This is a genomic window from Muricaecibacterium torontonense (assembly GCF_004793925.1).
Taxonomy (GTDB): Bacteria; Actinomycetota; Coriobacteriia; order Coriobacteriales; family Atopobiaceae; genus Leptogranulimonas; species Leptogranulimonas caecicola.
Genome location: NZ_SRYE01000002.1, coordinates 340,741 through 364,144, shown reverse-complemented (window position 1 = coordinate 364,144; position 23,404 = coordinate 340,741). Strand labels below are relative to the sequence as shown.

Genomic DNA, 23,404 nt, shown 5'->3' with positions numbered 1-23,404 from the left:
CACGGGATTTGCTAAGCTTCTGTCCCATAATGAACGGAAGGTCAGCCAAACGCCAACCCTAGGGGGCATCTGTGGAGGTTCTTGAAGAGCGCATCCGCCGTGACGGCATCGTCCGCGAGGGCAACATCCTCAAGGTCGACAGCTTCCTCAACCATCAGTGCGATACCGAACTCTACGAGGAGCTCGGAGCCGAGTGGGCGCGCTTGTTCGCAGGCTGCCCTGTAGACAAGATCCTCACCATCGAGTCCTCGGGCATCGGCCTTGCCTGCGTGGCAGCCCGGCACTTTGGCAATGTACCGGTGGTCTTTGCCAGAAAGACAGAGTCGCTCAACCTCGACGGCAGCCAATACCGCACCCATATCGTGAGCTACACCAAGAAACGCGAGTACGACGTCATCGTAGCGAAGCGCTTCATCCAAAAAGGCGAGCATGTGCTTATCATCGACGACTTTTTGGCCATGGGCTGCGCCCTCAACGGCCTTTTGGAGATCTGCCAGGATGCGGGCGCCATCGTCGAGGGCATAGGCATCGCTATCGAGAAGGGCTTCCAGCCAGGCGGCCAGAGCCTTCGCGAGCGAGGCTATCACCTGGAGTCGCTGGCCATAGTGCAGTCCATGGACCCTGCCACAGGCGCCATCGAGTTTGCCTAAGCCCAAGCCTGAGGACAGAATGCCACACCAGGCACCTACCAAAGATCGAGAAAGCCGCGCGCCTCTGCGAACTGCGCCCCAAGTCTTGGGCGCAGCTCATGGAAGGCACGTGGCTTTTATCGGCCAGAATTGGCGCAAGAGCCCTACTCCACGCTCACCAGCTCGATCTCGAAGTTCAGGGGCTTTCCCGCCAGCTCCGGGTTGGCGTCGGCGGTGATAGTGCCGTCATTGATGGCAGTTACCGTAGCTGTACCGGTGGTCCCGTTGCTGCCGGTGAAGGTCAGGCGGTCCCCTACTTGCAGCTGGTCGCCATCGCGCACATCGGCCTGGGGGATCTCGAAGACCAGCGACTCGTCGCGCTCCCCGTAGGCCTCGGAGGGCTCCAGGTGCACGGTCTTTTTCTCTCCCACCTTCATGCCCTCGACCGCAGAGTCAAAGCCGCTGATCATCTGACCGGCCCCCACAGTGAACTCCAGAGGAGTGCCGCGGTCGTAAGAACTGTCGAACTTGGTGCCGTCATCCAAGGTGCCCGTGTAGTGCACCTTGACTTTGTCGCCCTTGGCGGCCTGGGTCTTGGCCTCAGAAGGCTCTTGGGTAGCCGCCTCGGAAGCGTTGCTTTGCTCGGTGGTGGCAGCCTGCCCAGAGCAACCTGTCAGTGCCACAAGAGACGCCAGCGCCAGCGCACAGGCGCAGCGCGCCACAGTGTGAGTCATAGAAATCCTCCTTTAAAGAAAGCTTGGATTCCCATGGTAAATGAGCGTCTGAGATTTCGCAGAGACAAACACCGATATGTCATGAGGGCGTGGGCGCCCTGGGAGAGGATGCGTCTTGGGTCGGAGGCGCGCCCTAGATCCAGAGGGCGACAGCGCAGCTAAGCGGAGCGACCCGTCGCCCCTTCCAGGTACTTCACCCACTCGTCAGCCACCTGGCGGCAGTCTGCCACCACGCCTGCTTGGGCCACAGAGAAGATAGGGGCGTCGGGGTCTTCGTTGACCGCAATGACCGTCTTTGCCCCCGAGATGCCCGCCAGATGCTGGATAGCTCCCGAGACGCCCATAGAGATGAGCACCCGCGGCGCCACCGAGACGCCCGTCTGTCCCACCTGGCTCTCATGGCCCATCCAGCCGGCTTCCACCACCGGGCGGGTGCAGGCCACCTGTCCTCCCAACAGCGCAGCCAAGCGCTCCATGGTAGGCAGCGCCTTCTTGTCGCGGATGCCGCGGCCCACCACCACGAGCACCTCTGCATCCGCGATGGAAGCACCTGAAGAAGCCGACTCTTCTGAGAGCACTTGGATGCCTGGCACAGAAGAAGGCGCCGCTGTCAGATGATAGATGGTGCCGCAACGGCCCTTCTGCGGCTCCGGCCGAGAAAAAACACCTGGGCGCACTGTGGCCATCTGGGGCCTCGCAGCGGGGCTTGCGATAGTGGCCAACAAATTGCCGCCAAAGGCTGGGCGGGTTTGCAGCAGCAAGCCCTCTTGATCGAGCGCCAACTGGGTGCAGTCGGCCGTCAGGCCGCAGGAAAGCTCCCGGGCCACCCGAGGCGCCACCTCGCGTCCCAGATCGGTAGCCCCAAAGAGCACCGCCTCGGGCTTGAACTGCTCGATGACCTGAGCCACCGCTTGCCCGATAGCTGCTCCATCGGGGATGGCGAAGGCGGGATCCTCCAGCACCAGCACCTCATCGGCACCGGCATCTATAAGCGGCGCATAACCTCCGGTGCACTGGCATCCCGGCTGCAACCCGGAGATCACCAGCACGCGCAAAGAGCAGCCGCGCTCGTGTGCCAGGTCGCGAGCCACCCCCACCAACTCATAGGCCACCGGCAGCGGAGTTGCGCTCTTATCGGTTTGAGCCACCACCATCATGCCGCTCCACGCGGAGAGGTCGGCAGAAGCGCGAGAAGTCTCGCGGCAGACGGCGCCTTTGGGGCACGCATCGACGCACAGGCCGCAGGCTATGCAATTCTCGGTAATGGAAGCGCGGCGGTTCTCCACCTTAACGCCGTCGTTGGCGCACACCCGCACACAGAGGCCGCAGCCTATGCACAGATCCTGATCTATCCTAATGGCTGCCATGGGATCTAGGCCCCCTCTGACTGGTCGACGATGGCGCCGAGCTGCTCGGCGATCTGGGCCGGGCTGCCGGCGAGGAACTGGCAGGCCCCGCTGGCCTCCGGCACGCAGCAGCGCACAACCTGCGTGGGCGAGCCCTCGAGGCCACATTGGGCAAGATCGGCGCCCAATTGGGCGGCGCCACGCACCTCTACCTGGATCTTTTGAGCTTCGAGCACCCCTGTGACTGAGGGCATGCGCAGGGTGGCCGCGTCTTTGTCCACGGTCACCACGCAGGGAAGCGGCACTCCTACGCGCTTTTTCTCGCCCTCGAAAACCTGGCTTACCACCAGGCCTGCCTCTGCAAGCGTGGCGCGGGTCATCTGCGAAGAAGGTACCATCTCTACCGAGAGGGTACCGGTTACGCAGGGCCAGCCGCGGCCTGCCGCCACCTCGGGGCCGATCTGGGCTGTGTCGCCATCCACCGCCATCTTGCCGCAGAGCACCAAGTCTTGATCGCCCAGCTCGCGAAGGCCCAGCTCCAGCGCATAGCTGGTAGCCAGGGTGTCGCTGCCGGCAAAGGTGCGGTCGGAAAGCAGCAGGGCCCGAGTGGCGCCGCGAGCAACGGCGTCGCGCAGCAGATCGGCCGTAGCCGGGATTCCCATGGAAAGCACCGAGATCGCCACCGGCACCCCCTCCCCCTCAAGCTGAGCTTTGAGCTTTAAGGCCAGCTCAAGGGCGGCGGTGTCGTAGGGGTTGAGCACCGCGGCTCCCCCGTCGCGCACGATGGTGTGGGTCACGGGATCCATGGCCACCTCGGTGGAGGCCGGGACCGCCTTCATCAATACGGCTACCGAGAAGGGCGCGCCTTCCCAGGTCGTCTGCTTGTCAAAGCTCACGGAATCCTCCTTGGAGGGGCGGACGGGTTCGCAGGACATGGCTAGCATCCCTTAGGAGGGACGCCTTGGAGTGCCGCTTCTTCTTGAAGAAGCTCGAGGCTAAAGAGGGTGCCCTGGCCAAAGAGCCCCTCGGGATCCAGTGCCAATTTGGTGCGGGCCATGGCCCGCACGCCCTCAAGGCCATACATGGGCATCAAAAAGTCGCGCTTAATCTTGCCTACGCCATGCTCGGCAGAGACGGCGCCGCCCATAGCAGAGACCTCTTTGGCCCAAAGCGCCAGCAGGTCTTTGGCTTGATGCCATTGGGCCTCGTTGTGAGGCAGCAGGTTCACATGGAGGTGATTGTCGCCAATGTGGCCCCAAGCAGCGCTTTGAAGGCCCGACGCCTGGATGGTAGAGCGATAGAGCTCCATGACCTGGCGCAGCTTGCCCCGAGGCACGCTCATGTCGCTGCCCACCTTGGTGACGGCGGGGTCTTTGGCACGGTAGCTGTCGATAAGCATGTTCACTGACTCCGGCACTGCATGGCGGAAGAAGCGCTGGCGCTCGCGGTCGGCAGCCATGGTGCCCGCCCAGCTCAAGTCCGGCTGTGCCCCCACGGATTCCATGGCTTCCGAGATCTTAGCCACTGCCTCCACCATCTGGTCGTGGTCAGAGGCCGCCAGCTCGCAGTAGACGCAGACGCGCTCCTGGCAGAGCAGCTCCGGCAAGGAGCTGAAGGCTGGGTCCTGTGCGCGTTGGGCTCGCAGGATGTCGAGGGCGTCGCCATCGAAGTATTCCAGGGCCACTATGGTGTCTTTCAACACAGAAGGCCCAGCTTCCAAGGCCACGGGTTTCTCGGCAGCGGGAACGTAGGCAGGCGCCGCCGCAGCCTCTTGGAGCAGCTCCACAAAGGAGAGGGCGGCGTCCTCTGCAGAAAAGAAGCAGTTGACGCCCCAGGTAAGGGCGGGTACCGGCAAAAGGTCGCAGGTAAGCTGGGTGATGACGCCCAGGGTGCCGTCGGAGCCAATTATTAGATCCACGGCGTCCATAGCAGGCGAGGCAAAGTAACCGCTGGCACATTTGGCCCGGGGCATCTCATAAGTGGGCACGGGAATCTCAAGGGTCGCGCCGCTTTGGGTGGGAAGGGCAAGGATGCCGTCTTGAGCTTGCACCTGGCCGCGCACGAGGTCGATGACGTCGCCTGTGGCTGTCACCAGGCGCAGGCCCGAGATATGGGGGCGCACCGGGCCATAGCGAAAGGAGCGGGCGCCAGAGGCATTGCAGGCCGCCATGCCTCCTAGGCAAGCCGAGGTCTCTGTGGGATCGGTAGGAAAAAACTGAGCCGGCGCCGCCTTGAAGGCCTCCAGGGCATCCAGGGAGTCTTGGCTCCAGCCGGTGGTATCGAAGCTTTTGCGCTCCAAGTCTCGGCGCAGGTCTTGGAGCACCACACCCGGCTGCACCTGCACGGAGAAGCTGCCGTCGCCATGGCTCATGAGCCCTGTAACCCTATTCATGCGGCTGGTATTAAGCACGGTACCGCCATAGGGCACCGCACCGGCGGCCAGCCCCGTACGAGCGCCTTGAACGGTGATGGGGCCGCTCACTTCCCGGCGTACTTGGCACACCACCTCGACGACTTCTGCCTCAGAGACAGGAAACGCGATGGCCTGGGCGGTACCGTGGGTTCTTGACTCATCTGCCAGATACCCCACCAAAGTCTCGTCCATGGGCTTGAGGGCCGCCATAGCCAAACCTCCTGGGTCGCAAGGGTTAAGGAGGCGGCCGGACCCTTGCCGCACCAGCGCGAGAGATCCCAGCCTACCTCATAGTGCTACCTAGCCTAGGGACTCTTAGTTGCCGAGGAGTTACCAAGTGTTACCAAGTCGCACACCGCGAGCCAAGCCAGCCTTAAAGGCGTCCTGCGACAGCCGCCGAACTGCCGCATCTCAAGCCCTCTTGTGAGCCAGGGGTCCTCATCGGGCGCCTACAAAAAAAGCCGGCCCCCCTTCAGGAGACCGGCCCCAAGGATCAGGTGAACGAGCAGCGAAGACCGACTAGTCCTCAACCTCCACCAGCTCAAGGTCGAAGTTCAATGGCTTGCCTGCCAGGTCATGGTTGGCGTCCACGGTTACGGCCTCGTCTGTGATCTTGGTGACCGTAGCGGGGATGGGCTGCCCGGCAGGGCCTTGCAAGAAGATCTTGGTGCCCTCAGAGAGCTGATCCACGTTGGGCACTTGATCGATGGGGAAATCGATGATGAGCTCAGGGCGCACGTCGCCGTAGGCCTCAGCGGGCTCCAGGTGGATGGTCTTCTTGTCGCCGGGCTCCATATCGATCACCGCGTCGTCGAACCCTTTGATCATCATGCCCGAGCCAGCCACAAACTCTATGGGCTCGTCGCGATCGTAGGAACTATCAAACTGCGTACCGTCATCTAGGGTGCCGCGATAATGTACTTTTACCTTTTTGCCTTCATTAGACATAGGATGTCCTTTCCTAAGGGAAGCGGATGCGTCTCCCGCCAGTGACACTAAAGGCTAGCCTACCCGCTTAAGAAAGACTCTGTCGCAGACTCTTCCAAACGGCAGGATTGCGACAGGGAGCCCCGCAATCTCCTCGCTTCTTCCCTTGCCGAGAAGCCCCGCCGTCCCTCGCAGTGCGCCTGTGGGACGTCCCGGCTATCTGCGAGCTTTGAGCAGGGCGAAGATGCGCCCGTTGGAGCGCTTGACCATAGAGATGAAGTTGCCCTCTGCAATGGCCATGGAGACGTCTTTGCGGCGAATGGGGATGAGCATGAGCTGCATCATGGTTGAACGCGGACGGGCGAGCTCCACAGCCAGCTGAGCGCGAGGCGACATGATCATGGCGCTCACCTGAGCGCGGCGCTCCTCAGGGGTGAGGTCGCAGGCGGGATTGCACACATTCTCGATGCAGCCTATGAGGCGCTCGATATAGCGACGCTGCACCATCTCGACGCTGGCAGGGTCTGCAGCCAAATCCCAATGGTCATAGAGATCCAACATCCAGCTGTGCTCTTCTTCTCGCTTCTCATACATATTGGGGCGCCAGCGGGCGGTCTCAGACTCTGCCCGGCTACGAGAGAAGTGGTAATAGCAGCGGCTGGTGACCCCTACGCGCTCCACGTCCCGGATGTAGTCCAGCACAAAGGGGAAGTCATCCCAAAAGGTGGGGCGAAAGCGCAAGTGAAGCTCCTCGATGCGGCTGCGCAGGAAGAGCTTGTTCCAAGGCACATAGAGCAGGTTCTGGTCGAACAGGCGATAGGCCGCAGCTCTAAACGCCTTTTGGCTGGAGAAGACCACGTCGTCCACCGACTTCTCCTCTACCAGATGCTCGCCGGCATCGCCATAGTAGGTCTCGATGGTGAAGCCGGCGATCACCAGCTCCAGACCATGCTCCTCTGCCAGCGCCACCTCGTCGGCAAGCATGGTGGGCTCGACCCAGTCATCGCCATCGATAAAGTGCACATAGCGACCGCGGGCGCGATCCAAGGCCAGATTGCGGGCAGCGGGAGCGCCGCGGTTCTCAGTATGGATGACCTCGATGCGCCAGTCGCGAGATGCCAGGCGATCGAGGATCTCGCCAGAGCGATCTGTAGAGCCGTCATCGATGCAGAACAGCTCCCAATCAGACAAGGTCTGGTTTTGGATAGACTCCACTGCACGGGTGACATAGGACTCGATGTTGTACACCGGCATGATCACCGACACGCGGGGCTGCTTTGGCACCATAGGCGATCTCCTCCCCTCGCATCCTCGAACACGGCATCCGTTCACCCCACGATACCAGCCGATTTATACAAGAGTTTGATGCAGGCCAACCCTCACATCACATACACGCGACATCCAGGGAATGCCCATAAGGGAGTTTTATGAATGCCCACAGCCGCCAAATGTGCTAGAAGACGAAACCTGAAAGATTGACGATAAAGCCGCAGAGCACCGCCACAAAGAAGAGCAGGGCCACAATGCCAAGGTTGGAGCGCATGGGGCGGTTGGCCCTAAAGAGCACCAGCAGGCCCACGCCGGCTCCCACCAAAAGTCCGGAGATCATGGCGCCAGAGCCCAGCGCGCCCTGAAGGTAGAGCTCGGAGATGAGCACCGAGGCCGCGCAGTTAGGGATAAGCCCCACCAGCGCCGAATAGAGCACCGCTTGATCTGGATGGGCCAAAAGGAATGTGGCGAATACGTCCTCGCCCACGCCGTCGATGACGAACTCCAACACCAGGGTGATCACAAAAATGAACAGCGTTACCTGCACCGTATGAACGAGGGCGCTCTTCCAAATGGAGCCATGGCCGTGGCTATGGCCATGGGCGCAGCAGCGGTCGTGGCCGGCAGCCCCATGGTCGCAAACGCGGTCCTGGTGGCTATGGCCGCCCTTATCGGCAGCCGAGAAGTGCCCCGTGCACTCAGGATCATGGGCGCATTGGTCCTCAGCCTCTGCCAAATCGCCGTCATCCAAATAGACGTCCTTGGCCAAGGCTTCTACCTCATGGTCTCTGCCCTCTTGGGCAGCGCAGCTCTCGCAGAGCCGCTGATGGGCAGCGGGGCCATCTGTTGGCTGGGCAGGCTCTTGAGCCAGCTGATCGCAGCCGCAATGGTCCTGCTCGCACAGCTCATGGATGCGCAGCACAGAGTGGGTGGGGATATGGAAGATGCGCACGGCCAGGTCCACCAGAAGGCCTGCCACCATGCCGATGCTCACCTTGAATGCCAGAATGGTGACGATTTGGATAACCGGGGCGCCGTTGGCTATGAATACGGGCAGCATCTCGTCTGAAGTGGACAGAAACACCGCGATGAGGGTGCCCAGCGTGACCACTCGGCCGCTGTAGAGGGTGGCGCCCATGGCCGAAAAGCCGCACTGAGGCAGCGCGCCCAAAAGAGCGCCCAGTATGGGGCCTGCTTTGCCTGCTTTCAAAATAACGCGCTCAGAGAATCCCTGAGCGCTGTGTTCCAGCCACTCCATGGCGAGGTAGGTGACGTAGAGGAACGGCATGAGCACCAGGGTGTCTTGCACCGACTCGCCCACTACCTCGCCAATGAACGTGACCATGTCTTGCATGCTGAAACCTCGACTTTTGAAACGAAGGCCGTCTACTCCTTAGGCCTCTTCGCTCCCAAAAGTGTCGCGATCAGGCGCTATGGCTTTCATACCCTCAATCACCATGGCGAACAGCTCATCCAGCTCAAGTTCATTGATTTCTGCGCCGCGGCGAATATCGTCGCGGTTGCAGCCGGCCGCAAAGCTCTTGGTCTTGAATTTCTTCTTGAGCGACTTCACATTGAAGTCCATGACGCTCTTGGAGGGGCGCATAGCCACACAAGCGGTAATAAGGCCCGAAAGCTCGTCTGAGGCATAGAGCATCTTTTCCATCTTGGACTCCGGCTGAGGCAGGTCAGGATTGAGATCCGACTGATGGGTTTGGATGGAATGGGCCAGCTCCTCAGAGGCCCCGGCCTCTTTGAGCAGGCGCGCCGTCTCGATGGTGTGAAGATCGGGGTCGAACATCTCCCAATCAAGGTCGTGAAGCAGCCCCACCTGAGTCCAAAAGTCCACGTTCTCGGGATCGTACTCGGCCGCAAAGTAACCCATGAGACCTCCTACGGTCTCGCCGTGTTGCACATGGAAGGGATCCTTGTTGTACTGGCACAAAAGGTCATGGGCCTGCTCGTAGGTAAGCCCGCTTTCGAGTTTCGCCATTGTGCTCCTCCTTCGCATTCGCTCTCACAGCCCAAGGCGCCCTCTCGCAGCTGCCTTGAACCCTTAGATCCAGTCTAGCCCAGGCCTGCGCGAATCCCTACCAGGGGTGCAACAGCCCATTGGGGTAGTGTACCTCAATAAAGAACAGGCCTTCAGGAGGAGCGGTGGGTCCAGCGGCCCTGCGATCGGCTGCCGATAAGACCTCGCCCACCCAACTGGGGGCACGTCTGCCGGCCCCCACTTCCAGCAGGGTGCCCGTGATGATGCGCACCATATTGTGCAAGAAGGCGTTACCCTCCACGTCTATATAGACCAACGGCTCGCCATACTCCTGGCCCGCACTCACCTGACAACGCAGGATCTCGCGACAGGTGGACTTCCCTTCAGCCGAGGCTGCCTTACAAAAGCTTTTGAAGTCATGCTCCCCCACCAGATAGCCGGCAGCCTCATCCATGGACGCCACGTCCAGCTCCTGGCGCACCCACAGGGCCGTTCCTTGCGCCATGACGGGCCGATGGCCCGTGGCGATGCGGTAGCGATAGCAGCGTTTCTCGGCATCGAAACGAGCCGAGAATCCCGCCGGAGCCTCCCAAACCCCTCGAAGCGAAATATCGTCGGAGGTGAGGGCATCCAACGAGCGCAGCAGTCGAGCAGCAGAGTAATCCCTGCGCTCCCGAGCACTCACCGGCAAAGATACATATTGGCCCAGCGCGCTCACGCCGGCATCAGTGCGGCCGGCACAGACCACCTCGGCAGGGCGCCGCAAAAGCACCGACAGCGCCTCGTTGAGTTCGCCGGCAATGGTAGGCTGGCCTTCTTGGGCTGCGAAACCCGAGAAGCGTGCCCCGCGGTAACCCACCTTTAGCACCAAAGTGCTCGAGTCAGATCCCAGATCCTCTGGGCCACAAGGCACCCTGTTGTCCAGAGGCATGTCCGCTCCTGGGTTTGCGAGAGGCTCCTGAGTGTGTAGGAAACGCGCTTGAGGCTCCATGGGTTTCTCCTTGAGGGCGGAATGGGATGCGATGTTGAGAGGCGGTTGTGCAGGTGCTCAAGGGAGCCAGATTGAGAGGATCACCAATGCCGCAGAACCTGCGACCACTCCCCATCCGGAGGCTCCCAATGGCCTAGGGGCTACCTTTGGCTCCTTATAGCCCCAGCAGCGACCTGTCATGGATTGTGCGGTGTGCTGCGCCCGTGCAAAGAGCGACACAGTTACCGGTATAAGCACTGACACCCAGCTTTTGAGGCGGTTGACCGCCGGTCCCCTATCAAGGTCGAGGCCACGGGCTCGCTGGGCATCGCGCAGCTTATGGATCTGCGTGCCACAAAGAGGCAAGAAGCGCAGGACCAATGAGAGCATCATGCCCGCTTGGGCAGCAGAGACGCCCACATGCTTGAGGGGCCTCGCCATAGCTACGAACCCGTCGACCAGAGACTGGGAGCTTGTGGCGCAGGCCAAGGTGAGCGACCAAGCCACCAGGCACAGTATGCGCGCTACGGCATTAAGGCCGCGGCCAAAGCCTGCCCAGGAGATGCCCCATGGGCCCCAAAGAGCGATGTCACCGCCACCATCGACCACCAGGGCATTTGACAGGAATGCCAGCAACAGAATGACCAGCGCAGGCCCCAAGGCTCCCGCCAGCGACCTTAACGGCACCCCTTCGCGACCGGCAGCCACAAGCGACAACAGCAGCAAGAGAGCAGGCACCCAAGCAGAGACGGCGCAAAACACCGCGATGGTCACTGCGAGCAGCCAGCAAAGCTTTGCCCTGGCGTCCAACCGATGAAGAGGCCCGTTTCCAAGAAGGTAGGTACCATAGCTGCTGGTAATCATAGGGCGCCTTCCCCTGTGTTTGGGGAGTTTGAGAGGCTCTGAAGCTTTGCAGGGTGTGATTCTCTGCCTGCAGCCAATTGGCGGCGCAGCCTAAGCGACAAAGGCTCTCCTGCCGCCGAGGAGGCCAGAGGCGCTTGGGCCACCAGCTCGTAAGGACTTCCCTGCCATATCACCGCACCCGTCTCAAGGATCACCGCCTGATGGGCTACTTGAAGCCAAGGCTCAGGATCATGGGTGGTCACCAACACCGCTGCCCCCGCACTGGCCTGGGCAGCCAAGGCTTTCACTACCTGTACAACGCCTTGAGGATCGAGATTGGCGCAGGGCTCATCGCAAATGAGGGCCGGAGCCTGCTGGGCGATGACCGCCGCAAGGGCCGCCTTTCGCCGCTGGCCGCCCGATAGCTCATAGGGTGACCGCAGGGCTAAGGACTCGTCTAGCCCCACCGCGGCGAGCGCCTCTTCCACTCGCATGCGAAGTGCCTCGCCAGAAAGCCCCGCCAAACGGGGCCCATAGGCCACGTCCTCTGCCACCTGATCGCAAAAGAGCATATCCTCAGACCTCTGGGCACTGTAGGCCACCATCCCTGCCTTCACAGGCATCCCCTGAAGCGAGGCTTGGCCCTTATCGGCAGCCAAAAGCCCTGCTGCCACCCGGCACGTGCAGGTTTTACCGGCCCCAGAAGCCCCCAGCAGCAACGTGATCTGGCCTGCAGGAACACTGAAGGACACGTCCTTGAGAAGGACGCCCGTCTCACTCGCAAGGGTGACCTTGTGCAACGTGAGACCCTCTGGTGCAGGATGGGATGTCGCGTGCGAAGGCATCGAAGGCACAGGGAAACAGGCTTGATGCCAGGCTTGTATACAAGACTTGGGGTTGGTGATGGCTGCCACGGGCTTGTGCGTGAGGGCGAGTGCTCGAGCCGCCTGCCCCAGGAAGCTGCGATGGTAGCCCATAAGGCACCAGAGAGCTTCATCTTCGAAGAGCTGCTGAGGACTGAGGACGCGCTGGATACGACCCTCATACATGAGCACCACTTGCTGTGCCTGACACACCTCGACAATGTCATGGGTGCTTAAAAGCTGGCCACAGGCTGCAGGATCACCTTTGTAAAGCAGCTGGCGGATGGTTTGGGCAGCCGCGGCATTGAGCGATGAGGTGACCTCGTCAAGCAAGAGGAATTGGGGATGGAGCGCCAAGAGGCCTGCGAGCTGCAGGCGCTGAAGCTGCCCACCGGAAAGGGCGTCGGTGCGGTGGGAAGCGATGGAGCCTAGTCCCACGGCATTAAGAGCCGCACGAACCCGCTGTTGAACCAAGGTTGGGGCCAGGCCTAAATTGCGGGGGCCAAAAGCCACCTCGTCCTCTATCAGCGAAGCCACGATGCTTGCCTCTGCATCCTGGGACGCAAAAGCCACCTGCTGAAAGAACTGCGAAGGCTGGAGATCTTGGCCAAACGTATTCCCATCGAGGGTGAGTAGGCCTTGTTGAGGAGCAAACCTTCCCGCCAAAAGCTGCAGCAGCGTGGATTTTCCTGACCCGTTGGGCCCCACCAATGCCCAATGAGTGCCCGAGGACAGCGAGAGCGCATCTACGGAAAGCTGGGGCTTCTCGGCAGCGGTATAGCTAAACTGCGCTGCGTTGAGTGCCAGTTCCATAGGAGACCTCCTTTTGGGCTACCAGGACGGACGGGGTGCAGGATGAGATGGGTCGGGCTTCTCGGCAGGAAATGAGGGCGCTAGAGAAAAAGGGAGATCCCGCACAAGGCGAGACCTCCCTTCATAATTGTGCGCAGTGGCAGCGGCTACTCAGCGTCTACCTCGGCAGAAGCCTCCTCAGCGGGAGCCTCGTCCTTGGCAGGTGCCTCCTCAGCCTCGGTGGTCTCGGGCTCGTCGGCCTTGACAGGCTCGACCTTCTCCACCTTGGTGGGGGCTGCCTTGACCTTGGCCTGTACAGGCTCAGTCACGAGCTCGATGAGCGCCATCTCAGCGTTGTCGCCCTTGCGGGGACCGAGCTTCATGATGCGGGTGTAGCCACCGTTGCGGTCAGCCCACATGCCCTGCTCGACCTTCTCGAAGATCTCGCGAACGAGCTGGGGGTCGCCCACCTTGGCGATGGCCAGGCGACGAGAATGCAAGTCGCCCTTCTTTGCCCAAGTGATGATGCGATCCACGTCGCCGCGGATGGCCTTGGCGCGTGGCAGGGTGGTTTTGATGCGGTCGTTTGCAAGCAGAGCGCCGACCAGGCTCTTCTTCATGGCTTTGGTATGGCTGGCATCGGTGCCGAGCTTCATACCATGCTTCTTCTGGTGCCTCATGGTGTATTACTCCTCAGTGGTTCTTTAAGTGTTGGTCGCAGGGTTAAGCCTTGAGGCCCAGGCCCATAGACTCGAGCTTATCCTTGACTTCCTCGATGGACTTCACGCCGAAGTTGCGGATGTTGAGGAGGTCATTCTCCGAGTAGTCCACCAGCTGGCGCACGGTGTGGATACCGGCGCGCTTGAGGCAATTGTAGGAACGCACGCTGAGGTCGAGGCCCTCGATAGGCTTGTCGAGCTCAGAGTTGTCGTCCTCCTCGTTGCTCACGAAGATGGACACTTCTTCCTCGTGGTCGCCTTCCTCGTTCAGCGTCATGAATGCGCTCATGTGCTGATTGATGATGTTGGCGGCCTCGACCACAGCCTCACGAGGATCCTTGGCGCCATTGGTCTCCACCTCGAGCACCAGGCGATCGAAGTCAGTATGCTGACCCACGCGACAAGGCTCGACGGTCTTGGCACAGCGACGCACAGGAGAGTAGAGAGAATCCACGTGGATGATGCCGATGGCATCGTTGTCGCCCTCGTTGTTCTCACCAGAGACATAGCCACGGCCACAGCCCAGATAGAGGGTCATCTTGAGATGAGCGCCCTCACCCAGGTGGCAGATGACGAGCTCGGGATTGACCAACTCAAAACCTGCAGGCACCAAGAAATCCGCACCAGAGACAGTGGCCGGACCCTCGATGTTGACCTCAGCCTCAGCTTCCTCGGCAGAGCCGGTGCGCTGGAAGACGAGTTTCTTCACATTGAGGACGATATCGGTGACGTCCTCATAGACGCCCTCTACCGTAGAGAACTCATGCTGCACGCCGTCGATACGAATAGCACGAACAGCTGCGCCCTCCAGGCTAGACAAGAGCACGCGGCGAATGGAGTTGCCGAGGGTGTCGCCAAAGCCACCTTCCAGGGGCTCGACGGTCACGCGGGCGACGTTGGTCTTGACCTCTTCTACCGACACCTGCGGTCGGATGAATTCGGACATGTATACCTCCAACCGGGGTTGCTCGTTACTTGGAGTAGAGCTCGACGATGAGCTGGGCGTTGATGTCGAGATCGATCTGATCGCGGGAGGGGATCTGAAGCACCTTGCCCGAGAGCTTTTCGATGTCAACCTCAAGCCATGCAGGAACGGCCATGTGCTCAGAAGCGATGATGGCCTCCTTGATGGGGAGCAGGTCAGAGTACTTGGGGGCGACAGAAACCACGTCGCCGGCCTTTACGCGGTAAGAGGGGATGTCAACGCGCTTGCCATTAACCTGAATGTGGCCATGACGCACGGTCTGGCGAGCCTCTTTACGAGTGCGGGCAAAGCCGAGGCGGAACACCACGTTATCCAGGCGAGTCTCAAGAATGCTCATGAGGTTGTCACCAGTGATGCCCTCGACCTTAAGAGCCTGCTCGTAGTAGCCATGGAACTGGTTCTCGAGCACGCCATAGATGAACTTGGCCTTCTGCTTCTCGCGAAGCTGACGACCATATTCGCTCTCCTGTCGACGCTGGCGCTTGGGCTGACGGTTGGACTTTTTGTTAATGCCCATCACGATGGGGTCGATGTCCAAAGCCCTGCAGCGCTTCAGGACAGGAGTCCTATCAACTGCCATGTTAGCTATCCTTCCTGATCCTGATTACTGGCGACGACGCTTGCGCGGACGGCAACCGTTGTGCGGAATGGGCGTCTTGTCCTGAATGCTCTTCACTTCAAGACCAGCGGCCTGAAGGGAGCGAATAGCAGTCTCGCGACCAGAGCCAGGACCCTTGGTGAAGACGGCTACAGAGTGCATGCCGTGCTCCATGGCGGTCTTGGCACAAGCCTCAGCGGCCATCTGTGCGGCAAAGGGGGTGGACTTACGAGAGCCCTTGAAGCCCACGGTGCCCGCAGACTGCCAGGCAATGACGTTGCCCTGCGGATCGGTGATGGAAATAATCGTGTTATTGAACGTGCTCTTGATGTGGGCCTGACCCACAGCGATGTTCTTGCGCTCGGCGCGACGAATACGCGTCGTCTTAGCGTTCTTCTTCTGAGCCATCTGTCTCCCTTAGCCCCTCTTCTTGGCACCGATCTGGCGCTTCTTACCCTTGCGGGTGCGAGCGTTAGTGTGGGTGCGCTGACCGCGGACAGGAAGACCCTTGCGATGGCGAAGGCCGCGATAGCAGCCGATCTCCATCAGACGGGCGATATTTTGACGAGTCTCACGACGGAGATCGCCTTCGACGGTGTAGTGAGCGTCGATGTAATCACGCATCTTGGCAACCTCTTCATCGGTGAGGTCACGGACGCGGGTATCGGGGTCCACGCCAGTGGCGGCGCAGATCTTCTCGGCTGTAGTGCGGCCGATGCCATAGATATAGGTAAGACCGATCTCAACGCGCTTCTCGCGCGGGAGGTCGACACCGTTAATACGGGCCACCTTGTAGCTCCTCTCGTTCTGCTTTAACCCTGACGCTGCTTGTGGCGGGGGTTCTCGCAGATTACGAGCACCTTGCCATGGCGCCTAATGATCTTGCACTTGTCGCACATCTTCTTGACAGAGGGACGGACCTTCATCTGTCTTCCTTCCATTGATGCTTGCTATATCTTCGCCCAGCCGCTGGCGGTTGTGTCCACAGCTGTGACCGACTCCTCACAGAGGGGCCGGCTTGTATCGCTTCACAATCTTCAAGGCGACAACTGGACGCTGTCGCCTCAAACACTGCTATTTGTAGCGGTAGGTAATGCGACCACGCGTAAGGTCGTAGGGAGACATCTCCACGACTACGCGGTCACCTGGCAAAATACGAATGTAGTTCATACGAATCTTGCCCGAAATGGTGCAGAGAATAGTGTGTCCATTCTCCAACTCCACATTGAACATGGCATTAGGCAGAGGCTCAAGCACCTTGCCCTCCAGTTCGATTGCGTCTTGTTTGCTCACGCAACTACCTCTCTTCACAGCGAACAGCAGCTAATCAGTCTATCTCATGGTTTTGTGTGAGTCCATGCTCGAAAGCTCAATTCGCCCCTACCGAGAAAAGACCACACAGCACATTCATTTATATGCGTTGTAGAAGTACAGGCTTACCGCCTATGAATGCTTCATGCAATCCCGGCGCGCTAAGCTACTCCACCCTCCAGAGGACACCAAGGACCCTTCCCGTCTGAGGTGAGGATCACTGGACCATCTGCTGTTACAGCCACCGTGTTCTCATAATGGGCTGCCGTAGAATGGTCACGACTCACTACCGTCCAACGATTGCGCTCGACTTGAGTTTGGTAAGCGCCCCGCACGATCATTGGCTCGATAGCCAATACCATGCCCTCTTGAATCTTGATGCCTCGACCTTTATGGCCAAAATTCCTTACAGAAGGCTCTTCGTGCATCTCACGGCCTATACCATGACCTGCATAGTCGCGAATGACTCCAAAACCATGACGTTCCGCGTGCTCTTGAACTGCATGGCCAATGTCACCTAGGTGATTTCCTGGCACAGCTTGCTTAATGGCAATCTTCAAACAGTCACGAGTGACTTCGCAGAGCTCTTTATCTTGAAGACTAGGAGTGCCGCAAAAGAACGTCCAGGCGTTATCCCCTACCCAACCGTTGACAATGGCGCCGGTATCTATAGAAACGATATCGCCGTTCTTAAGCACCACGTCATCAGTGGGAATACCATGAACTATCTGGTCGTTGACAGAACAACAGATAGAGGACGGAAAGCCCATATACCCTTTGAAAGCAGGAACACCACCATTGGCTCGTATGACAGACTCTGCGATCCTGTCTAGATCAAGAGCTCTCACTCCTGGGACAATTGCCGCTCCAACGCAACGCAGGGCCGCTTTAGAAACGGCCCCGGCTGCTTTCATCGACTCAATCTCTGCCGATGTTTTAAATTTGATCATAGAGATAATCCCTAGAGGCCCAGAAGGGCGACGACGTCATCAAAGACCTCGGCCTGCGGTCGATCGCCGTCCACTTCGCGAAGGATGGCACTCTCACGGTAGTAATCCACCAGAGGAGCAGTCTTCTCTTCATAGACATCCAAGCGCTTTTTAATGGTTTCAGGCTTGTCGTCATCACGCTGATACATTTCGCCACCATCGCGTGGACAGACCTTATCGGCAGCGGTACCGGTATAACCACAAGTACGGCACACACGACGAGAGCTCAAACGATCAATGATGACCTCGGGTGCGACGTCGACAAGAAGTGCCGCATCAAGCTTCTTCCCCATACCCTCAAGCTCGGTATCCAAAGTTTCTGCTTGAGCAGTGTTGCGAGGGAAACCATCAAGAATGAATCCCTTTTGTGCAGCTGGAGTAGCGAGACGCTCTTTCACAAGACCAATTACAACAGAATCAGGCACGAGCTGACCTGCATCCATATAGCTTTTGGCCTCAAGGCCCAAAGGTGTCCCTGCTTTCACAGCGGCACGCAATAAGTCACCAGTAGAGATGTGATCAAGACCATAATGCTCAACCAGCATCTGAGCCTGAGTACCCTTACCGGCGCCAGGCGCCCCGAGCAGGACGATATTCATGGAAGTTCTCCTCACTTCGGGGCACCTAAGCCCACCGGACATTAACGAATGAACAGGCCCTCGTAGTTATGAGTCTCAAGCTGACTCTGAACCTGAGTCAGAGTGTCTAGAGCAACACCCACCATGATGAGGATGGATGTTCCTCCGAAGGCTTGAATGAGGGTATTAGAGGTGAACGTGAACAAGATCGAGGGAACCACTGCTATAAGGGCCAAGAAGATGGCGCCCGGCAGAGTAATGTGATCCAGAACGCTCTTGATATAGGCGGCAGTAGTGGCACCAGGGCGCACGCCAGGGATATAGCCGCCCTGCTTGCGAAGCTGATCTGCAGTCTCTTCAGGATTAAACACCATAGAGGTGTAGAAATAGGCGAAGACCACGATGAGCACTACAGACAGGACCCAGTTGAGCCAACCTGCAGATACGGCATTGGCAAAGACCTGCATCCATCCCACCGTGGGGAAGAACACAGCGATCTGTGCAGGGAAGTAAAGGATAGCCGAGGCAAAGATGATGGGGATAACGCCTGCAGTGTTCACCTTTACAGGCAGATAGGTGGACTGACCACCCATCACACGGCGACCGGAGACACGCTTTGCATACGACACCGGGATGCGACGCTGACCACGCTCGATATAAATGATGAAGGGAATAACCGCCAGGATCACAAGGATCACCAGCACGGTCATAACCACACCGTTCTCAGAAGAGGACACCGAGCTGAAGATGGCCGTTGGCAAGCCGCTCATGATGTTGGCAAAGATAATGAGAGACATACCGTTGCCTACACCACGCTGGGTGATAACCTCGCCAAGCCACATGATGATCATGGCGCCAGCAAGCATGGTGAGCACCACCATGGTGTCCAGCAGCCATGCAGGGGCAGCAATGGCAGAGAAATCGATACCGTAGGCATCGCTCTTGAATAAGAAGAGATACCCGATGGCATTGAGCAGTGCCAGGCCCACAGTGACGTAACGGGTGTACTGCGCGATCTTGCGCTGACCGGCGTCGCCCTCCTTGGCCATCTCGCCCAGAGAAGGAATCACGGCCTGAAGCATCTGCATGATGATTTGGGCAGTGATGTAGGGCATGATGCCCAGAGCGAACACCGATACGCGCGCGAGCGCGCCGCCGCTGAACAAGTTCAGGAGAGCGAGCGCGCTCTGGTCATCCAGGGCAGTCTGAAACTGGTTCAGCATGCCCTGGAAGGGAATACCAGGCACCGGCAGATAAGCACCGATGCGATAGATCACGAGGATGCCGATCGTCAGCAGGATCTTGTCACGGAGCTCCTTGACATGGAACGCGTTGGCAATACCTTTGAGCACGATTAGTCGACCTTTCCTCCTGCGGCCTCGATCTTGGCCTGGGCGGAGGCAGACACCTTGTCTACCTTGACAGTAAGGGCCTTGGTCAGCTCACCGTCGCCGAGAACCTTCACCGGTTGAGTGGCCTTCTTGATGATGCCCTTCTCAACCAGAGTAGCACCGTCTACCACATCGCCGTCGTTGAAGCAGGCCTCAAGGCGAGCAATGTTTACAGGCGCATACTGGATACGGTTGTGATTGGTGAAGCCGGGGAGCTTAGGAAGGCGCATAGCTAGAGGGTTCTGACCGCCCTCGAACCCAGCACCCTTGCCGCCGCCGGAGCGTGAAAGCTGACCCTTGGTGCCGCGGCCGGCAGTGGTGCCGTTACCGGAAGAATTGCCGCGGCCCACGCGCTTGCGATTCTTACGGGAGCCCTCGGCGGGGCGAAGATCATTGAGTTGCATTGCTATTTACTCCTAGTTCTCTTCCACCTCGACCAGGTGCTTGATCTTGAAGATCATGCCCCTGATGCTCTCGTTATCAGGCTGCTCGACAACGTCGCCAATGCGGCGGAGACCCAGGGCACGAGCGGTGCGAGTCTGGTCCTGCTTCACCTGGGTGACGGCGCTCCTCACGAGCTTAATCTTGAGGGTGTTCGCCATGGTTAGGCCTCCTTCGTGCCGAACATCTTGGCAACGGTGATGCCACGACGATCAGCGACTTGCTCGGGGCTTTCCAGTTGCTTGAGGCCCTCTGCGGCGGCCTTGATAACGTTCATGGAGTTAGCGGTGCCGAGGGACTTGGACATAACGTTCTTGATGCCAGCCAGCTCGAAGAGAGGACGCACGGAGCCACCGGAGATGACACCGGTACCCTCGATAGCTGGCTGAATAAGTACACGACCGGCGCCAAAGTGGCCAGTCACGGCGTGGGGCACAGAGCCCTCGTCGGTCACAGGAACATGGAACATATTCTTCTTGGCATCGTCGACGGCCTTCTGGATAGCCAGAGGCACCTCGGCGGACTTGCCCATGCCAAGACCCACGTTGCCCTTGCCGTCGCCTACGACTACCAATGCGACCAGGGAGAAACGACGACCGCCCTTAACTACCTTGGACACACGGTGAATGAAGACAACGCGCTCCTGAAGATCGGAGGCGTCGCGCTGCTTAGGATTACGAGCCATCTGCAATACCTCCTAGAACTTCAGGCCCGCTTTGCGGGCACCATCAGCGAGGGCCTTAACACGGCCATGGTAGATGCGACCGCCACGATCGAAGGTGACGGTGGTAACGCCCTTGTCCAGAGCGCGCTTGCCGATAAGCTCGCCTACGAGCTCGGCAGCTTCCTTGTTGGAACCGAGCTTACCGGTGGCACGGAACTCGGGATCAAGGGTAGAGCAGGTGCAGACGGTCTTGGAATCGACATCATCGATGACCTGCGCATAGATGTTTGCGTTAGTGCGGTGCACGGAGAGACGGGGACGCTCAGCGGTACCGGTGATTTTGCTACGGACGCGACGCTCGCGGCGCTTGAGCCCGAGCTTCTTCGCCTTCTGCTTGTTCATGCGGACTTACTCCTTCTTTCACGCCGCCACCTGACGGGGTAGCGGTCTTTTAGAGGCAGAATCGCTACTTAGCAGCCTTGCCGAGCTTACGGCGGACATGCTCATCTATATAGCGGATGCCTTTGCCCTTGTAAGGCTCGGGGGGACGCTTGGCGCGAATCTCAGCAGCCACTTGGCCCACCTGCTCCTTGGAAATGCCCTTCACTACGATATGGGTGTTATCAGGCACCTCGAAGGTGATGTTCTCAGGGGCGGGCATAATCACAGGATGAGAGTAGCCCAGAGAAAGATCCAGGTCGCGGCCTTTAAGGGTGGCACGGTAACCAACGCCAACCAGTTGCAAACGCTTCTCAAAGCCTTCGGATACGCCTAGCACCATATTGTGCACCAGGGTACGGGAAAGACCCCACTGGGCGTTGGCTTCCTTCTCCTCATTCTCAGGGGTGACAACAACCTCGTTGTCCTTGACCTCAAAGCTCACCAGAGGAGAGAAGGTACGAACCAGCTCGCCCTTAGGACCTTTTACAGTCACAGTCTTGTTGTCAACTGTCACGGTGACTCCGGCTGGAATCTGGACAGGCATTTTACCGATACGGGACACGGTAGCTCCTTTCAGTCCTGCCGGTTACCAAACGTAGGCGATGATCTCGCCACCGATGCCCTGGGTACGAGCATCGCGGTCACACATCATGCCCTTAGAGGTGGAAATGATGGCAGTGCCCAATCCGCCCAACACACGGGGCAGGTCAGCGGCTGCAGAATACTTACGCAGACCAGGCTTAGAAATGCGTTTGATGCCCTTGATGACACGAGCGCGCTTCTTACCATACTTGAGCGTAATGACAAGGGTCTTCTGAGGCTTGGTGTCGTTTACGACATAGCCCTCGATGTAGCCCTCCTCGGCCAACACGCGGGCAACCTCAACCAGCACCTTGGTGGAAGGCATAGAAACATCTGCCTTGCCTGCGCTGTTGGCGTTGCGAATGCGTGTGAGCATATCGCTGATGGGATCGTTCACGTTCATTGAGATTCTCCTTCGTACCAGATGAAATCCCTGCATGCGGTTCGTCTGCACCCGTGGCACAGACGCCTAAATGCGGGTTCTCCTTGAGGTCTTAGAGGCAGCAGAAATTACCAACTGGCCTTGCGGACACCAGGGAGATCGCCCTTGTTCGCCAGCTCACGCAGGCAGACACGGCACAGCCCAAACTTGCGGTACACCGAGTGCGGACGACCGCAGCGCTGACAACGGCGCTGAAGACGCGTCGAGTACTTGGGCGTGCGCTGGGACTTGACGATCATCGAAGTCTTAGCCACAAATCCTCCTTCACATTGCAGCCCCTCGCTTTTCTGGGGCAACAAAGATTGAAACCTGTTGACGCTTATAAAGTTACTTGCCGTTCTTCTTGAAGGGGAAGTTGAAGCCCTCAAGCAGGGCTTTGCCCTCCTCATCAGTCTTGGCGGTAGTAACGATGGTGATATCCATACCGCGCACGTGATCGACCTTGTCAAAATCGATCTCGGGGAAGATGGTTTGCTCAGTGACGCCCAGCGAATAATTGCCACGGCCGTCAAAGCTCTTGACTGGCAAACCACGGAAGTCGCGGATACGAGGGGTGGCAATGTCAATAAGGCGGTCCAGGAAGTCCCACATACGGTCCTTGCGCAGAGTGACCTTGGCGCCAATGGGCATACCGGCACGCAGGTGGAAGGTGGCGATGGACTTACGAGCACGGGTTACCATGGGCTGTTGACCAGTGATCTGACGTAGGTCAGCCACAGCGGCGTCTATAGCCTTAGCATCGGTAGCGGCCTCGCCCACACCCATATTGACTACGATCTTCTCAATCTGAGGAACGGTCATGGGGTTGGTGTAGCCAAACTGCTCTACGAGCTTGGGACGAACCTCTTCCTCATAGCGGGTCTTGAGACGAGGAACATACTTCTCTTCTGCCATGTAAAACTCCTTTGGGGTATTTCAGCGCGGGGTGTCTTGGCAGCCCAAGATCCTCGCACCCCCACAACCTATTGGCATAAAGGTAGTGGGGCCAGACACAGTGCAATTCCAAATCATAGGCCATAGCAAGGGTAATTAGAACGAGAAATTCTCTTTGTGTAGCCGCATTCATGCTTTGGCCATCTGAGCCTCATTCAAAAGAAAAAGCGCCTCGATACCAAAGCATCGAGGCGCTTAACCACATTAAGGGTGTGTGCTTAGAATTGATTGCCGCACTTCTTGCACACGCGGACCTTCTTGCCCTCGTCGTTGACGGCATGGCCAACACGAGTGGCCTTGTCGCAGGAAGGGCATACCAAAGCGACGTTAGACACATCGATGGCAGCCTCCTGGCTTACAAAACCGCCCTGCTGGTTGGTCTGAGTGGGACGCTGAGCCTTTTTGACCAGCGCAACACCCTCAACCACGACTTTGCCGTCGGCGGGAAGAGCGCGCAGCACGTGGCCACGGGCACCCTTATCCTTGCCGGAGAGGACCTCGACGAGGTCGCCCTTCTTGATGTTCATCTTAGGCATGTCGTCTCACTCCTC

31 protein-coding genes are annotated in these 23,404 nt (G+C 58.9%); 1 reads left to right on the top strand and 30 read right to left on the bottom strand.

The features are described from left to right. Positions 1-71: 71 nt before the first annotated feature. Positions 72-650 (top strand): xanthine phosphoribosyltransferase, encoded by a 579-nt coding sequence (locus tag E5334_RS04605; protein WP_136012417.1) that lies wholly within the window; start codon positions 72-74, stop codon positions 648-650. 143 nt (positions 651-793) lie between these two features. Here E5334_RS04605 and E5334_RS04600 read toward each other — a convergent pair whose 3' ends face one another. The 30 genes from E5334_RS04600 to rplX all read right to left on the bottom strand — a co-directional run bounded on the left by E5334_RS04600 (position 794) and on the right by rplX (position 23,389). Then, the gene (locus E5334_RS04600) at positions 794-1,363 is read right to left on the bottom strand and encodes an FKBP-type peptidyl-prolyl cis-trans isomerase (protein WP_136012416.1); all 570 of its coding nucleotides are present in this window, start codon (positions 1,361-1,363) and stop codon (positions 794-796) included. A gap of 158 nt (positions 1,364-1,521) precedes the next feature. Beyond that, complete coding sequence (locus tag E5334_RS04595; RefSeq protein ID WP_136012415.1) at positions 1,522-2,730, bottom strand: FAD-binding protein; 1,209 nt, start codon at positions 2,728-2,730, stop codon at positions 1,522-1,524. A 5-nt stretch (positions 2,731-2,735) separates the two neighbouring features. Next, positions 2,736-3,605 carry an electron transfer flavoprotein subunit beta/FixA family protein gene (locus E5334_RS04590; RefSeq protein WP_275438927.1) on the bottom strand — a complete coding sequence of 290 codons (870 nt, stop codon included), beginning with the start codon at positions 3,603-3,605 and terminating at the stop codon, positions 2,736-2,738. A gap of 41 nt (positions 3,606-3,646) precedes the next feature. Further along, the gene (locus tag E5334_RS04585; RefSeq protein ID WP_136012413.1) at positions 3,647-5,332 is read right to left on the bottom strand and encodes an FAD-binding oxidoreductase; all 1,686 of its coding nucleotides are present in this window, start codon (positions 5,330-5,332) and stop codon (positions 3,647-3,649) included. A 309-nt stretch (positions 5,333-5,641) separates the two neighbouring features. Further along, positions 5,642-6,070 (bottom strand): FKBP-type peptidyl-prolyl cis-trans isomerase, encoded by a 429-nt coding sequence (locus E5334_RS04580; RefSeq protein WP_136012412.1) that lies wholly within the window; start codon positions 6,068-6,070, stop codon positions 5,642-5,644. 195 nt (positions 6,071-6,265) lie between these two features. Next, positions 6,266-7,336 carry a glycosyltransferase family 2 protein gene (locus E5334_RS04575; protein WP_136012411.1) on the bottom strand — a complete coding sequence of 357 codons (1,071 nt, stop codon included), beginning with the start codon at positions 7,334-7,336 and terminating at the stop codon, positions 6,266-6,268. Between the two features lie 166 nt (positions 7,337-7,502). Then, positions 7,503-8,672: a putative manganese transporter gene (locus tag E5334_RS04570; protein ID WP_275438926.1), complete on the bottom strand. Its 1,170-nt coding sequence runs from the start codon at positions 8,670-8,672 to the stop codon at positions 7,503-7,505. Between the two features lie 39 nt (positions 8,673-8,711). Continuing rightward, positions 8,712-9,311 carry an HD family phosphohydrolase gene (locus tag E5334_RS04565; protein ID WP_136012410.1) on the bottom strand — a complete coding sequence of 200 codons (600 nt, stop codon included), beginning with the start codon at positions 9,309-9,311 and terminating at the stop codon, positions 8,712-8,714. A 97-nt stretch (positions 9,312-9,408) separates the two neighbouring features. After that, the gene (truA, locus tag E5334_RS04560) at positions 9,409-10,242 is read right to left on the bottom strand and encodes a tRNA pseudouridine(38-40) synthase TruA (RefSeq protein ID WP_136012409.1); all 834 of its coding nucleotides are present in this window, start codon (positions 10,240-10,242) and stop codon (positions 9,409-9,411) included. 117 nt (positions 10,243-10,359) lie between these two features. Next, positions 10,360-11,145, bottom strand: coding sequence for an energy-coupling factor transporter transmembrane component T family protein (locus E5334_RS04555; RefSeq protein WP_136012408.1), 786 nt, complete (start codon positions 11,143-11,145; stop codon positions 10,360-10,362). Continuing rightward, positions 11,142-12,800 carry an ATP-binding cassette domain-containing protein gene (locus tag E5334_RS04550; RefSeq protein WP_136012407.1) on the bottom strand — a complete coding sequence of 553 codons (1,659 nt, stop codon included), beginning with the start codon at positions 12,798-12,800 and terminating at the stop codon, positions 11,142-11,144. The genes E5334_RS04555 and E5334_RS04550 overlap by 4 nt, the downstream gene beginning before the upstream one ends. Positions 12,801-12,946: 146 nt before the next feature. Next, complete coding sequence (gene rplQ / locus E5334_RS04545; protein WP_136012406.1) at positions 12,947-13,459, bottom strand: 50S ribosomal protein L17; 513 nt, start codon at positions 13,457-13,459, stop codon at positions 12,947-12,949. A gap of 43 nt (positions 13,460-13,502) precedes the next feature. Beyond that, entirely contained in the window at positions 13,503-14,444 is a 942-nt protein-coding gene (locus E5334_RS04540) for a DNA-directed RNA polymerase subunit alpha (RefSeq protein ID WP_136012405.1), read from the bottom strand. 25 nt (positions 14,445-14,469) lie between these two features. Beyond that, positions 14,470-15,063, bottom strand: coding sequence for a 30S ribosomal protein S4 (rpsD, locus tag E5334_RS04535; RefSeq protein ID WP_136012404.1), 594 nt, complete (start codon positions 15,061-15,063; stop codon positions 14,470-14,472). A gap of 24 nt (positions 15,064-15,087) precedes the next feature. Then, a complete protein-coding gene (gene rpsK / locus E5334_RS04530; RefSeq protein ID WP_136012403.1) occupies positions 15,088-15,489 on the bottom strand; it encodes a 30S ribosomal protein S11 in 402 nt (133 codons plus the stop codon). A gap of 9 nt (positions 15,490-15,498) precedes the next feature. After that, positions 15,499-15,870 carry a 30S ribosomal protein S13 gene (gene rpsM, locus E5334_RS04525; protein WP_136012402.1) on the bottom strand — a complete coding sequence of 124 codons (372 nt, stop codon included), beginning with the start codon at positions 15,868-15,870 and terminating at the stop codon, positions 15,499-15,501. A gap of 23 nt (positions 15,871-15,893) precedes the next feature. After that, positions 15,894-16,007, bottom strand: coding sequence for a 50S ribosomal protein L36 (rpmJ, locus tag E5334_RS04520; protein ID WP_006363204.1), 114 nt, complete (start codon positions 16,005-16,007; stop codon positions 15,894-15,896). 148 nt (positions 16,008-16,155) lie between these two features. After that, positions 16,156-16,374, bottom strand: a complete 219-nt coding sequence (gene infA, locus E5334_RS04515; protein ID WP_136012401.1) for a translation initiation factor IF-1 — start codon at positions 16,372-16,374, stop codon at positions 16,156-16,158. 179 nt (positions 16,375-16,553) lie between these two features. After that, the gene (gene map, locus E5334_RS04510; RefSeq protein ID WP_136012400.1) at positions 16,554-17,342 is read right to left on the bottom strand and encodes a type I methionyl aminopeptidase; all 789 of its coding nucleotides are present in this window, start codon (positions 17,340-17,342) and stop codon (positions 16,554-16,556) included. A gap of 11 nt (positions 17,343-17,353) precedes the next feature. Next, entirely contained in the window at positions 17,354-17,980 is a 627-nt protein-coding gene (locus tag E5334_RS04505; RefSeq protein ID WP_136012399.1) for an adenylate kinase, read from the bottom strand. A 41-nt stretch (positions 17,981-18,021) separates the two neighbouring features. Then, positions 18,022-19,311 carry a preprotein translocase subunit SecY gene (secY, locus tag E5334_RS04500; RefSeq protein ID WP_136012398.1) on the bottom strand — a complete coding sequence of 430 codons (1,290 nt, stop codon included), beginning with the start codon at positions 19,309-19,311 and terminating at the stop codon, positions 18,022-18,024. A gap of 2 nt (positions 19,312-19,313) precedes the next feature. Continuing rightward, the gene (gene rplO, locus E5334_RS04495; protein ID WP_136012397.1) at positions 19,314-19,754 is read right to left on the bottom strand and encodes a 50S ribosomal protein L15; all 441 of its coding nucleotides are present in this window, start codon (positions 19,752-19,754) and stop codon (positions 19,314-19,316) included. Between the two features lie 12 nt (positions 19,755-19,766). Further along, the gene (gene rpmD / locus E5334_RS04490) at positions 19,767-19,952 is read right to left on the bottom strand and encodes a 50S ribosomal protein L30 (RefSeq protein ID WP_136012396.1); all 186 of its coding nucleotides are present in this window, start codon (positions 19,950-19,952) and stop codon (positions 19,767-19,769) included. A 2-nt stretch (positions 19,953-19,954) separates the two neighbouring features. Next, positions 19,955-20,476 carry a 30S ribosomal protein S5 gene (gene rpsE / locus E5334_RS04485; RefSeq protein WP_136012395.1) on the bottom strand — a complete coding sequence of 174 codons (522 nt, stop codon included), beginning with the start codon at positions 20,474-20,476 and terminating at the stop codon, positions 19,955-19,957. Between the two features lie 12 nt (positions 20,477-20,488). Further along, positions 20,489-20,857 (bottom strand): 50S ribosomal protein L18, encoded by a 369-nt coding sequence (gene rplR, locus E5334_RS04480; protein ID WP_136012394.1) that lies wholly within the window; start codon positions 20,855-20,857, stop codon positions 20,489-20,491. A 64-nt stretch (positions 20,858-20,921) separates the two neighbouring features. After that, entirely contained in the window at positions 20,922-21,458 is a 537-nt protein-coding gene (rplF, locus tag E5334_RS04475) for a 50S ribosomal protein L6 (RefSeq protein WP_136012393.1), read from the bottom strand. 24 nt (positions 21,459-21,482) lie between these two features. Continuing rightward, positions 21,483-21,881, bottom strand: coding sequence for a 30S ribosomal protein S8 (gene rpsH, locus E5334_RS04470; RefSeq protein ID WP_136012392.1), 399 nt, complete (start codon positions 21,879-21,881; stop codon positions 21,483-21,485). A gap of 107 nt (positions 21,882-21,988) precedes the next feature. Beyond that, a complete protein-coding gene (locus E5334_RS04465; protein ID WP_136012391.1) occupies positions 21,989-22,174 on the bottom strand; it encodes a type Z 30S ribosomal protein S14 in 186 nt (61 codons plus the stop codon). A 73-nt stretch (positions 22,175-22,247) separates the two neighbouring features. Next, entirely contained in the window at positions 22,248-22,814 is a 567-nt protein-coding gene (gene rplE, locus E5334_RS04460; protein ID WP_136012390.1) for a 50S ribosomal protein L5, read from the bottom strand. Positions 22,815-23,071: 257 nt separating this feature from the next. Further along, a complete protein-coding gene (gene rplX, locus E5334_RS04455) occupies positions 23,072-23,389 on the bottom strand; it encodes a 50S ribosomal protein L24 (RefSeq protein ID WP_136012389.1) in 318 nt (105 codons plus the stop codon). Positions 23,390-23,404 lie beyond the last annotated feature (15 nt).

What these genes read in the sequence shown, in the direction of transcription:
- E5334_RS04505 (WP_136012399.1), bottom strand. Translation starts at nt 17,980, where the DNA reads ATGAATATCGTCCTGCTCGGGGCGCCTGGCGCCGGTAAGGGTACTCAG.
- E5334_RS04540 (WP_136012405.1), bottom strand. Translation starts at nt 14,444, where the DNA reads ATGTCCGAATTCATCCGACCGCAGGTGTCGGTAGAAGAGGTCAAGACC.
- E5334_RS04570 (WP_275438926.1), bottom strand. Translation starts at nt 8,672, where the DNA reads ATGCAAGACATGGTCACGTTCATTGGCGAGGTAGTGGGCGAGTCGGTG.
- rpsD (WP_136012404.1), bottom strand. Translation starts at nt 15,063, where the DNA reads ATGGCAGTTGATAGGACTCCTGTCCTGAAGCGCTGCAGGGCTTTGGAC.
- E5334_RS04595 (WP_136012415.1), bottom strand. Translation starts at nt 2,730, where the DNA reads ATGGCAGCCATTAGGATAGATCAGGATCTGTGCATAGGCTGCGGCCTC.
- truA (WP_136012409.1), bottom strand. Translation starts at nt 10,242, where the DNA reads ATGCCTCTGGACAACAGGGTGCCTTGTGGCCCAGAGGATCTGGGATCT.
- rpmD (WP_136012396.1), bottom strand. Translation starts at nt 19,952, where the DNA reads ATGGCGAACACCCTCAAGATTAAGCTCGTGAGGAGCGCCGTCACCCAG.
- E5334_RS04580 (WP_136012412.1), bottom strand. Translation starts at nt 6,070, where the DNA reads ATGTCTAATGAAGGCAAAAAGGTAAAAGTACATTATCGCGGCACCCTA.
- rpsE (WP_136012395.1), bottom strand. Translation starts at nt 20,476, where the DNA reads ATGGCTCGTAATCCTAAGCAGCGCGACGCCTCCGATCTTCAGGAGCGC.
- E5334_RS04600 (WP_136012416.1), bottom strand. Translation starts at nt 1,363, where the DNA reads ATGACTCACACTGTGGCGCGCTGCGCCTGTGCGCTGGCGCTGGCGTCT.
- map (WP_136012400.1), bottom strand. Translation starts at nt 17,342, where the DNA reads ATGATCAAATTTAAAACATCGGCAGAGATTGAGTCGATGAAAGCAGCC.
- rpsH (WP_136012392.1), bottom strand. Translation starts at nt 21,881, where the DNA reads ATGAACGTGAACGATCCCATCAGCGATATGCTCACACGCATTCGCAAC.
- rpsK (WP_136012403.1), bottom strand. Translation starts at nt 15,489, where the DNA reads ATGGCTCAGAAGAAGAACGCTAAGACGACGCGTATTCGTCGCGCCGAG.
- E5334_RS04565 (WP_136012410.1), bottom strand. Translation starts at nt 9,311, where the DNA reads ATGGCGAAACTCGAAAGCGGGCTTACCTACGAGCAGGCCCATGACCTT.
- rplQ (WP_136012406.1), bottom strand. Translation starts at nt 13,459, where the DNA reads ATGAGGCACCAGAAGAAGCATGGTATGAAGCTCGGCACCGATGCCAGC.
- E5334_RS04585 (WP_136012413.1), bottom strand. Translation starts at nt 5,332, where the DNA reads ATGGCGGCCCTCAAGCCCATGGACGAGACTTTGGTGGGGTATCTGGCA.
- rplX (WP_136012389.1), bottom strand. Translation starts at nt 23,389, where the DNA reads ATGCCTAAGATGAACATCAAGAAGGGCGACCTCGTCGAGGTCCTCTCC.
- rplR (WP_136012394.1), bottom strand. Translation starts at nt 20,857, where the DNA reads ATGAACAAGCAGAAGGCGAAGAAGCTCGGGCTCAAGCGCCGCGAGCGT.
- rplO (WP_136012397.1), bottom strand. Translation starts at nt 19,754, where the DNA reads ATGCAACTCAATGATCTTCGCCCCGCCGAGGGCTCCCGTAAGAATCGC.
- rpmJ (WP_006363204.1), bottom strand. Translation starts at nt 16,007, where the DNA reads ATGAAGGTCCGTCCCTCTGTCAAGAAGATGTGCGACAAGTGCAAGATC.
- E5334_RS04555 (WP_136012408.1), bottom strand. Translation starts at nt 11,145, where the DNA reads ATGATTACCAGCAGCTATGGTACCTACCTTCTTGGAAACGGGCCTCTT.
- E5334_RS04575 (WP_136012411.1), bottom strand. Translation starts at nt 7,336, where the DNA reads ATGGTGCCAAAGCAGCCCCGCGTGTCGGTGATCATGCCGGTGTACAAC.
- rplE (WP_136012390.1), bottom strand. Translation starts at nt 22,814, where the DNA reads ATGGCAGAAGAGAAGTATGTTCCTCGTCTCAAGACCCGCTATGAGGAA.
- E5334_RS04550 (WP_136012407.1), bottom strand. Translation starts at nt 12,800, where the DNA reads ATGGAACTGGCACTCAACGCAGCGCAGTTTAGCTATACCGCTGCCGAG.